The organism is Agathobaculum desmolans ATCC 43058 (genome assembly GCF_000701665.1).
Lineage (GTDB): Bacteria > Bacillota > Clostridia > Oscillospirales > Butyricicoccaceae > Agathobaculum > Agathobaculum desmolans.
The window spans coordinates 18,097-27,433 of sequence record NZ_JNJN01000040.1 but is presented as its reverse complement, the minus strand read 5'-3'; the positions used below and the strand labels follow the sequence as shown (position 1 = coordinate 27,433).

The following is a 9,337-nucleotide window of genomic DNA, read 5'->3' as shown; positions in this document are numbered from 1 at the left end:
GCACAACGCATCGTCTGAGATATCCTTTTCTCCATCGTTTCTATGGCAACTGCTTATGCGCTTTGCTGAGTACCGCATGGAGCTCCTTGTTAAGGAAGTGATGGTATTCCCGAATGGTCATGCCTATTATGTCTGCCCCAGATGTGGCATAACGCTGGAACGCGAGTTCGTGGCCTACTGTGACCGCTGCGGCCAGCACTTAGGTTGGAGAGGTTACAAGAAAGCCAAAGTCGTTTATCCTGACAGCCGTAAAAAAGTACATACCTGAAACAGCACACAAGGGTGGAGGCAAAACTCCACCCTTGTGCTTTTCTGAATTTCTATTTGACGCTTACGAGGCAAAACTCCACCCTTGTGCTTTTCTGAATTTCTATTTGACGCTTACCTATTGAAGAGACAATCAAGCATCTGCAACGATTCCTTCAAGTATTTACGCAACATCTCGATACAGGAAGGTCACAATCTGGCCGCGGGTGCAGGGTGCATCCGGACTGAAGGTGGTCTCGCTTGTGCCGGAGGTAATGTCCTCGGCAACCGCCCAAGCGACTGCATCAGCATAGTAAGCGTTCGCGTCCACGTCGGCAAAGCTGCCGCCGCTGACAGCCGGTGCGCCAGCCGCACGATACAGGAAGGTCACGGTCTGGCTGCGGGTCACGGTCATATCCGGTGCGAAAGCGGTTTCGCTGATACCGGAAGTGATATCCTCGGATACCGCCCAGCGAACTGCCTCAGCATAGTAAGCATCCGCAGGAACATCAGTGAACTTCATTGCATAATTCACAACCGGCGAACCATTTGCACGCCACAGGAATGTCACCATCTGCGCACGGGTGCAGGAAGCGTTCGGGGCAAACAAGCTATCGGTCATGCCGGAGGCAACGCCCTTCTCTGCTGCCCACAGAACCGCATCATAGAAGTAGTCCATCGAAGATACGTCGGTGAAGGTATTCTTGCCGCTCTCCCCTGCCTTTTTAAAGGTTGCCTTAACCGTTACCTTGGAAGCCGGCATCTCAAACGTGAACTTGCCGTTGCCCTTGTCGGTGAGCTTCACTTTCTTGCCATCTTTGTCGGTTACAGCCAGCTTATCCAGCTCGTAGCCGGTGTCGGGCTTGGAGGTCACAGTTACCGTTGCGCCCTTGGAAGCGTTCTTCGGAGAGACGGCAACCGAGCCGTTTTCAGCCTTATTTACGGTTGCAGAATAGGTTGGGACGGAAGAACCGCCAGAGGAACCATTGTATTTCCACTGAGCTGTGAAGACAACCGCTTCGGTAATCGTCACTTCATCATTCACCTTGTAGGTCTTAGCACCGTCAGACCAACCAGTAAAGGTATAATTACTCTTCTGGGGTGCTTCCGGCAAGGTGAACTTTTCGTTCTCCTTAACAGTCGCGGTGCCAACAGTCTTGCCGTCACTTACCAGCGTGACTACAAAAGAACCTTCCGGTGCTTCTGCGGTTTTGACCGTTGCATTTACAGTACCGTTGTTCGTGTAGGTTGCGTTACTGGGCAGATAAACCGTGTTGTTGGAATTCCCTTGCTTATTCACACAGTCCTGAATGGTTACAGATGCGTTAGGAGCAACAACAAGAGAACCACCCGTTTTTTCATTGACCTCCAAAGGAGCATGGCAAATGCTATTATCCCCTTCTTCAATGGGCAATTTGTTACCAGACTGTTTGATTGTTACGTTTGCGCCTTCGTTAAAGTTCAGCTCTTTACCATAAATTGCGCTACGACCGACATTACTAACTGTTACATTGGAGCGCTCGACCATCATAGTCGTTACAATCAGCGCATGATCGCCACAGCCATCTACTGTTACAACAGCGTTGTTTTTGATCTCCCAGTCGCCGCCATTGGAAGCGTTACCGTCAATGTTGGTAATAGTGAATATGCTATTATTGATAATAAACTGACCGGGGTGTTCTTCCATGGACTCTTTCGACTTACTGGAAATAACTGCGCGCTCGAGATCATGCAAGTTCAGAACTGCCTTGTTCTCCAGAATCAGGCTGCCGCCGTATTGCACATCAATGCCGGTGCCATCATTCTTCTTTGTAGTATCAGGATTATTTGTGCCCTTGATATCCAGCTCCACACCATCCAGAGTCAAACTACCATTTTCTTTAATGACAAAAGCACACGTCGTTTCGTCCGCTGCTGCTGTGCAGGAAATCTTTCCGGAGCCAGTGATGGTCACAGGCTTATTGATGGAATACTGTGCATTTTCCAGAGTGGTATCCTTTAGCAGAGTAATGGTACCACCAGTTTCCTTGACTGCTTCCAGTGCGGCAGCCAGTGTAGGATGCACCGTATCGCCTACCATAGCAACGCCATCAACTTCTTCCGCAAATACAAAAGGACTCAGGTGGGTCACTACAAAGCTAATGGTTTTCTTATCCTCTGACAATCGGTATCTAATGGTTTCATGAGTTCCATCCGTGCGATAATGCAAAATTCTCAGCTTATCCGACTGGATATTCCCTGGCACTGGCATAGTGATGCGAACGGGGATTACAAGCGTTCCATCCGAATTTTTTGCAACTGTTTCTCCAAAGGAAAGATCCATATGCACATCATTTTTGTATGTCGGAGGTACATCCAAAGTTTCTTTTGGTTTGCTGATGGTAAGCTTGGGAGGCTCACTTAACTTTGCAGCACCAAGAACTGCGCCAACCACTGTTACCTCATTCTCCTTGATTGACAATCCGGAATCCTTTGCTACTTCCACAGTGGCTGCATTTCCTAGTTTTTGTTCCAATTCCTGCAGTTGCTTTATCACGCCGGTATCTGTCTGGTCCGCCGCCATAGAGGTTGCAAGTTCATTTTGATTCAGTTTACGCACTGCATCAATAGCGGCTTGCTTCTGATCCTCGGACGATTCTGTCGTCAAATTCTTGTTGATCTCCGCCAGATTACCTTGCAGACCTTCCGGCGTTCCGCTCACCTGATAACCATCGCTCCACTCAGACCAAGGGCTATTCTGACATTCGAGAATGTCATTTGAAGTCGAGCGGACACGGAAATAATATTCGCCTGCGCCGTTACGGTTTACAGCTTGTTGGAAGCGATCGATCAGTGGTTGAGGATCATTCCATTGAGTTCCTTTGTAATTGCGCGTCTTGATGGTACCATCAGATTGCTTTTTTCCGAATTGCACAAAAACCCATAAATCATTCGCTTGCTCATCCTGCGCAATTTCGAAGGTTGGCACGCCGTTCTCCCAACGTGCATTGGTGGGTTTCGTGAGCGCTTTGTTCGGTGCAATATAATGGTACGGTTCCGACTTACCAATATCACTATCGCTGTATTTTTGACCATCGCCTAAGAGTTTTATTTCCGCAGTATATGTGCCAGTAGCAAGCTGATTATCTGCATACCATCCTACAAGCACTCGATTCCAGCCGGTTCCTGAAGGATCTGTTCCGTCTTTATACGAATCTACGACGCTGCCTTTCTCGTCTTTTATTTCGACGTAGAATTCAGGACTAAGTCCCTCCGTCCAAGTAAACACTAAGTGACCTTCCATGAAATAGCGTCCTGCGATTTGCGTGCGGTCTTCTGTCACCCAAGTGACCTGTGGGGTTGGCAGCTTCTCAAGTGTAGCTGGTGCCGCAAATGCCACAGGCATCGCCATCAGCGTTATTGCCGCAGCCAACAATGTTGACAGCAATCTCTTCCTCATACCTTTACTCCTCCTCACAATTTAGTTTTGGCTATTTTCAAAGAAACAGCATTCATATACACTTATAGCAAAGTGTTCTGCTGATAGCATAGCATATCTGTATAATATTTACAATATGCTGCCTGCATAGTATCATGCTGTATTTTATACCGGAGGTCTACACCCGACGCAAGCTCAAAGCGCTATACCGAGAAATTCCCTTGAAAGACACGGCCTCTCGAACCAGGCCCTTTGCCCTTCTAAAAGAAATTGCAGAGGTCGAGGCTGCTGTTACACATACGCATAGAAAAATTGGAAGGAATGAACCGTGTCCCTGTGGCAGCGGAAAGAAGTATAAACACTGCTGCGGACGATAACGTAACGCTCTCCATGCACTTCAGTGCATGATCAGTGCAGGAAAAGTGTAGCCATTATACTTTCCAATGCCGTTAATATGAGCCATTGGGCCATAATATCCGTGGACAAGAGTGATGTAAGCGTCTGCGGTGGCACGCGAAAGCCCCGGAGTTGCAAGCTCCGGGGCTTTTTTATCACAAATTTTCGATTTCCTCCAGCCGCTTCAACGCCATTTTCTCCGAAACCAAAAATGTTTTCGACAAAAAGCACGCCTTAACCGACATGAGTGAGAACTGCAAATCTTCCAGAGCTACACGAACCGCCCTTTTCGGCATTAGAAGCTCGGTAGCAAAACGGGTCGCCTCGTCCTCCTGTTGACTCCGCCGCCCAGAATGAAGTTCTTTCGGCAACCGCTCGTAAAACTCATGCGTATCTGAACAATGCAGCATAAAATGTCCCAACTCATGCGCGATTGCAAGCTGTTTTCCGATGGCTTGCTCGTTCGCATTTACCACGATTACGCGCCGCTGGTTGAAGGGATTAACCGGAGAGAAAGCATCGCACATTGTACACACCGCATCAGCGTTCTTAAAATTCGCGCTGTATACCCCAAATCCCAAACGTTCTGCAATGGCAACGACCGGCGTCACACCGGGGAGGGCAGGGACACTACATTCAGCAAGTAGTCGCTCGACGGCACTGGCGTAGTCGGCGGACCCGCTTTTCAGGTCAAGGCGAATCTGCTCAATCGCGGAAGGAAGCGGTTTCTTACTGATTTTTCGCATACAACAACCATCCTCTTTTTAGATGTCCTTCCAGTTTGAAAACTGTCGCATTGTTCGGCCCAACGATTTGCTTCACCTCATCAATCAAACACTCCGCCGTGTCTAAATCATTATTTTCGATTGCATCGGATGCCATGCAACGCAAATCTTGGAACGCCGGGTTAAATGAGCCGGTTTCCATATATTCCTCGTTCATGGGCATATACACGTTATACTCATTGCCAGCTTTCCCCAAAGCTTGCAGTGAATGTGTCGTAACAATAAACCGGATGTTCGGAAACGTCTTTCTCAACACCGGCAAAACCATGCGCTGCCAAGACGGATGCATGTGCAGTTCGATCTCGTCGATCCACAAATGCCACTGCCTTCTAACGGGGTGTCTGCGTGCCGATTTGCCAACGCCAGCCAACGAGCGAGATCACCTAACAGAGCGAGGGTACATTTTTGCCACCAGATAGCGAATCAACGCTGTACGCTATGCCGTTCTTTGTCGCAGACAATCGCAGCAGATTGCGCCGCACGCTCATATCCGAAAAGCCCAGCAGTATCGCTTGGACAGTCTGACGGACACACTGCAAAGATTTGCCCCGGTCAGAAAGCTTCGAAAGTTTCGCAGAGAAAGATCTAAGATTCGCATTAATATGCCTCTTTTTACTCATTATACCACATTTCGGTCATATTTCCATATTGATAGCTCCTAGGAAATCGCCCTTAGTAACTTCATCATCCATGGACATATTGAAGCTGTCAGCACCTCCACCATAAACAGCGGGACAGATAAAAAACACATCTGCATCCGCAGTCTCATCTATCTCCATATACGCCCAGTTTTCCGCGTGAGCGTATATGGAAGGCTGTTCTAAGGTTTTGCCGTTAATCAACCCCTCAGCATTTGCCCACTGCATTGCTTTCACTGCAAATTCACTGATGTGCACAGCATCGGTGTAAGCATCCAGATGATTGCCGCTACTCACATCGTAATATTTATACTTGCGTGAAAAAGGTTCTGTGATTGGTTCGCTAAGCGAACAACGCTTTCCCCGTACTTTCGTTTGGGGAGACGTCACAGACGGCACCCACACTGCTCGTCCATCCCTTTCTGACCGAACATATTTGCCGATCCCTTGGACGTAAACCCTTGTGCTCCGGTGCGAAAAGAGCAGCATGGTTAATCAAGCCAATCCACATTCACATTCCATGGCTGGAGCCGGATATCCGGCTTGATCCTTTCTCCGTGAAAGTCACTTCCTGCACTGACAAAAAGCTCGTATTTGCGGGCGAGCGCTAAAAATTCTTCTGTCATTTGGCGTGTATGCCGTGGATACCAACATTCCAGACCATCCAATCCCGCTGTTTTCAATGTTTTAAGCGCCCGGTCGAGTTTTTCCGTGTCCCATTCCAGTTGATACGGATGCGCCAGCACAGCCTTTCCCCCATCCGCACGGATGGCCTGTATGCACACCTCTGCCGAAGCTTTGAAACGCTCGATTTTCTGATACTCTTCTGTATCCAAATATCTGTCAAATGCTTCCCGTACGCAGGATACGTACCCCTGCTGCACCATCACCTGCGCAAAATGGGGTCTTGCAACCACCCTGCCACCGGCAAGCCGTTCCACGTCCTCTAACGAAAGGTCAATCCCCTTTTCGTGGAGAAACGTGATCATACGGTATTTCCGCTCATTGCGGCTGCGCTGCAGCCGATCGCAAAGCGCAGGCAAAGCTTTGCCTCCATCCGACATGCCAAGCCCCAGAATGTGCATGTAGCGATGCTCACTCGCTCCCAGCTCGATCCCCCGGACGACCCGAATGCCGCATGCCTTACCTGCACACAGCGCTTCCTCTGTTCCGCTGAGTGTGTCGTGATCGGTCAGTGCAAGCACCTCTACCCCCGCGGCCTGCGCCTTGCACACCAAATCGGCCGGCGAGTATTGCCCATCCGACGCCGCAGAATGTGTGTGCAAATCTGCCCATGCCATCATCTCACCCCCTTGGTGAACCATCGGCGGATATCATTTCCACAAGCTGCGCTCAATCTGCTCGACCAACTCCTGCGGCGTTTGTTCACCGTCATTCTGCACGATCAAATCAGGGGTTTGCGGTTCGTCAAACGGGATATCCACCCCTACCACATTGCACCCGGCCGTATAAAGCCCCTTTTGGTTGCGTGTCAGCAGGGTTTCTTTTTTTACCCGAATGTAAATTTCCTTATACTTGCTGATATTCTCGCGGTTCCACTGCCGCACCGAAGAAATCATAGCGATCGAACAGCACACAACGTCAATCCCCTGATCGGCAAGCAGCTTGCACACCCGAAAAATACGCGACGCCCAGCGCACGCGATCCTCCTGCGTGTAGCCGCTGTCCTCGCCGAACACGGGCCGAATCTCGTCTCCGTCCAAGCAGACCACATTGGGCTTGGTAGCCTTGAGCCGCTGATAAAACAACCCGCCCAAGGTAGTTTTGCCCGCACCGGACAGGCCGGTAAAAAAATAAACTGTCCCTTTGTGTTCCATACCGTCCCCCATATCAATGATAAAGCGGCTGTTCCAGCAGCGCAGGATCAAGCGCGAGCTTCTTCATCATCCGAAGCGGTTCGCCCTGCTGATTATAAAACCGCAGTCCCTCCAGCAGGCGCATCACCAGCCCGGCCCGGTTATCGTGAACCGTTTGCAGGTACGCATCGCACTGCGCGTCGATCTCTTCCTCCGTCAGCGCCGCGTCCCCCTCCTGACTGCGCAGGTTCAGGCGCAGCGACTCGGCAATATAGCCATCCAGACACGTCAGACGCGACAGCCGCTCCTGCACCCACTGCTCATCCACCGGCTCGCCCTTATAATACAGCATGTCGTAGCCGTATTCCTGATACGCATCCCGCAGGAAATACTCCAGCAGGGCGCGTTCATCCGCGTTGGCATATTCATCATAGGTTTTATATACCGCAGCGGGGTCAAAGCCGCGGACGTTGCCTGCCAGCGATTCCGGATCAAGCCCCTCCGCGCCTGAGCAGTAGGTCATGCTGTGCGTATAGGGAATATCCAAAAAATCTGCCAGCGCGGTAAAGGTGGCCTTGGGGTTGAGCTTGGCGTCCTCAAAGCGGACGAGCACGCTGTCCCGATACAGCCGGTCGGCAGGATCGATCATAAAGCTGCGGTTTTGCAGACGATTAGTCATCTCATCCAATACAATCAGATGCTTACTTTCCTCGCTGTCTTGATCATTCAGTACATTCTGATACATAAACCGGACGGTTGCCGCATAGCTGGTGGTGATGCGCCGCATGGGCGTAAAGGTTTTGATGTATTTGAAGCCCTGCAGCATCGGGGAATTTTGAAGCATTTCATACTGCGCCGAAGCAAGGGTCGAAAGATGCCGCTTGTCATATACCTTCACGCGGTATTCCAAGTTTTTGAAATGCGGCTGGAACAGCACCGCCGGGCAGATGCGCGAGCCGAAGTCGATCCCGTCGCAGGAATCCGCGCGCGAAAACAGATAGGCGACCAACACATCCTTATCGCTCAGCCGCCGAATCTTCCCCTTTTGCCCGCGCGGCGTCTGCCGGATCAGTTCGCGCTTGCGCTCCTTCAATTCATCTACCAGATTGGAGTAAATTATAGATTCCGTAGTCAGCAGATTGGGGTGCTGGTGGAAAATTTCGTTAAAAAAGTCGCCGCCGTTGTGCGTGGCCAGCTGCGTGTGCCAAATCAGCCGCGTCACCTCGTCATAGGTGATGGGCTTTACCGGATACCGGCTGTAATCGATCCCGAAATCGGCGGCAAAGTCGATGGGGTAGCGGCTGACCTCCTCCCCGAACAAAAAGACGAATTTTTTGGCTTTCAGCAGCGCGGTAAAGTCCAGACATGCCAGATAGGCGCAGAACCGCGCCCAATCCGTATAGTGCAGATAGATGTGGTTGTCACGCCCCACCCACTCGCTTTTGCGCACATTATCATACAAATATTCCAGTTGATACTGGGAGTAAACATCCTTTGCAAGGATGGGATTTTCAAGATCATGGAAAAAGTTGCGGTCGATCACCGGATCGCACACGTTCACGCAGTCCTCAAACTGCCGGGTATCCAAGGGAAAGGGGAAATAGCTGTTTTCTTCCAACGGGAAAAACAGAATCGGCAGATCATCAAACGCCGGAAAATCTTGCCGGAACAGATAGGGATACTTGCGCAGCGCCGCGCAGTTTTTTTGGTAGCGCGCCATCTGCTCCTGCACATTGGGCAGATAGAACGCCTGCGTCATGATCTCCATCACTTCGGGCTGATAGTGCCCCCGGTTGTAGAGCGAAACAAACGTGTTATAGGCGCTGCGGTAATCGCCCTCGGAAAAAAAGAGGTAGCTGGCGGCTTCCAGCTCCTCCTGCGGGGCGCGTCCCCCCAACTCGTGCAGGGCAAGGGTATAGGCCCGCTGCGCCTGCTCCTTTTGCTGCAGCTCTGCCGCGCGCCGGGCAAGGGTAAGCGCTTCACATTGCATAAAAACGGCTCCTTTTCAAAAAACGGGGGCGGGCAAAATGCCCGCCC

At 50.7% G+C, this 9,337-nt stretch carries 8 protein-coding genes and 1 pseudogene; 2 read left to right on the top strand and 7 right to left on the bottom strand.

The window, feature by feature from the left end; genetic code table 11:
• Positions 1 to 268, top strand: a pseudogene (locus tag T363_RS16090) (hypothetical protein); the annotation flags it as partial.
• Between the two features lie 162 nt (positions 269 to 430).
• Here T363_RS16090 and T363_RS15220 read toward each other — a convergent pair.
• Positions 431 to 3,685 (bottom strand): S-layer homology domain-containing protein, encoded by a 3,255-nt coding sequence (locus T363_RS15220; RefSeq protein ID WP_078097010.1) that lies wholly within the window; start codon positions 3,683 to 3,685, stop codon positions 431 to 433.
• A gap of 134 nt (positions 3,686 to 3,819) precedes the next feature.
• Between T363_RS15220 and T363_RS16815 the strand changes: the two genes are divergently transcribed.
• Positions 3,820 to 4,041, top strand: coding sequence for an SEC-C metal-binding domain-containing protein (locus tag T363_RS16815; protein WP_099092286.1), 222 nt, complete (start codon positions 3,820 to 3,822; stop codon positions 4,039 to 4,041).
• Between the two features lie 174 nt (positions 4,042 to 4,215).
• Here T363_RS16815 and T363_RS15215 read toward each other — a convergent pair whose 3' ends face one another.
• The 6 genes from T363_RS15215 to T363_RS0110435 form a co-directional block, all read right to left on the bottom strand.
• A complete protein-coding gene (locus tag T363_RS15215) occupies positions 4,216 to 4,806 on the bottom strand; it encodes an ImmA/IrrE family metallo-endopeptidase (protein ID WP_031475633.1) in 591 nt (196 codons plus the stop codon).
• A complete protein-coding gene (locus T363_RS16465; protein WP_031475631.1) occupies positions 4,790 to 5,161 on the bottom strand; it encodes an AAA family ATPase in 372 nt (123 codons plus the stop codon). Before T363_RS16465 ends, T363_RS15215 begins: the two co-directional genes overlap by 17 nt.
• A gap of 319 nt (positions 5,162 to 5,480) precedes the next feature.
• Positions 5,481 to 5,882, bottom strand: coding sequence for a hypothetical protein (locus T363_RS0110450; protein ID WP_154658798.1), 402 nt, complete (start codon positions 5,880 to 5,882; stop codon positions 5,481 to 5,483).
• A 92-nt stretch (positions 5,883 to 5,974) separates the two neighbouring features.
• Positions 5,975 to 6,787 (bottom strand): PHP domain-containing protein, encoded by an 813-nt coding sequence (locus tag T363_RS0110445; protein WP_031475627.1) that lies wholly within the window; start codon positions 6,785 to 6,787, stop codon positions 5,975 to 5,977.
• 30 nt (positions 6,788 to 6,817) lie between these two features.
• The gene (locus T363_RS0110440) at positions 6,818 to 7,321 is read right to left on the bottom strand and encodes an adenylyl-sulfate kinase (protein ID WP_031475625.1); all 504 of its coding nucleotides are present in this window, start codon (positions 7,319 to 7,321) and stop codon (positions 6,818 to 6,820) included.
• A gap of 13 nt (positions 7,322 to 7,334) precedes the next feature.
• Positions 7,335 to 9,290: a hypothetical protein gene (locus tag T363_RS0110435; protein ID WP_031475623.1), complete on the bottom strand. Its 1,956-nt coding sequence runs from the start codon at positions 9,288 to 9,290 to the stop codon at positions 7,335 to 7,337.
• Positions 9,291 to 9,337: the final 47 nt, after the last annotated feature.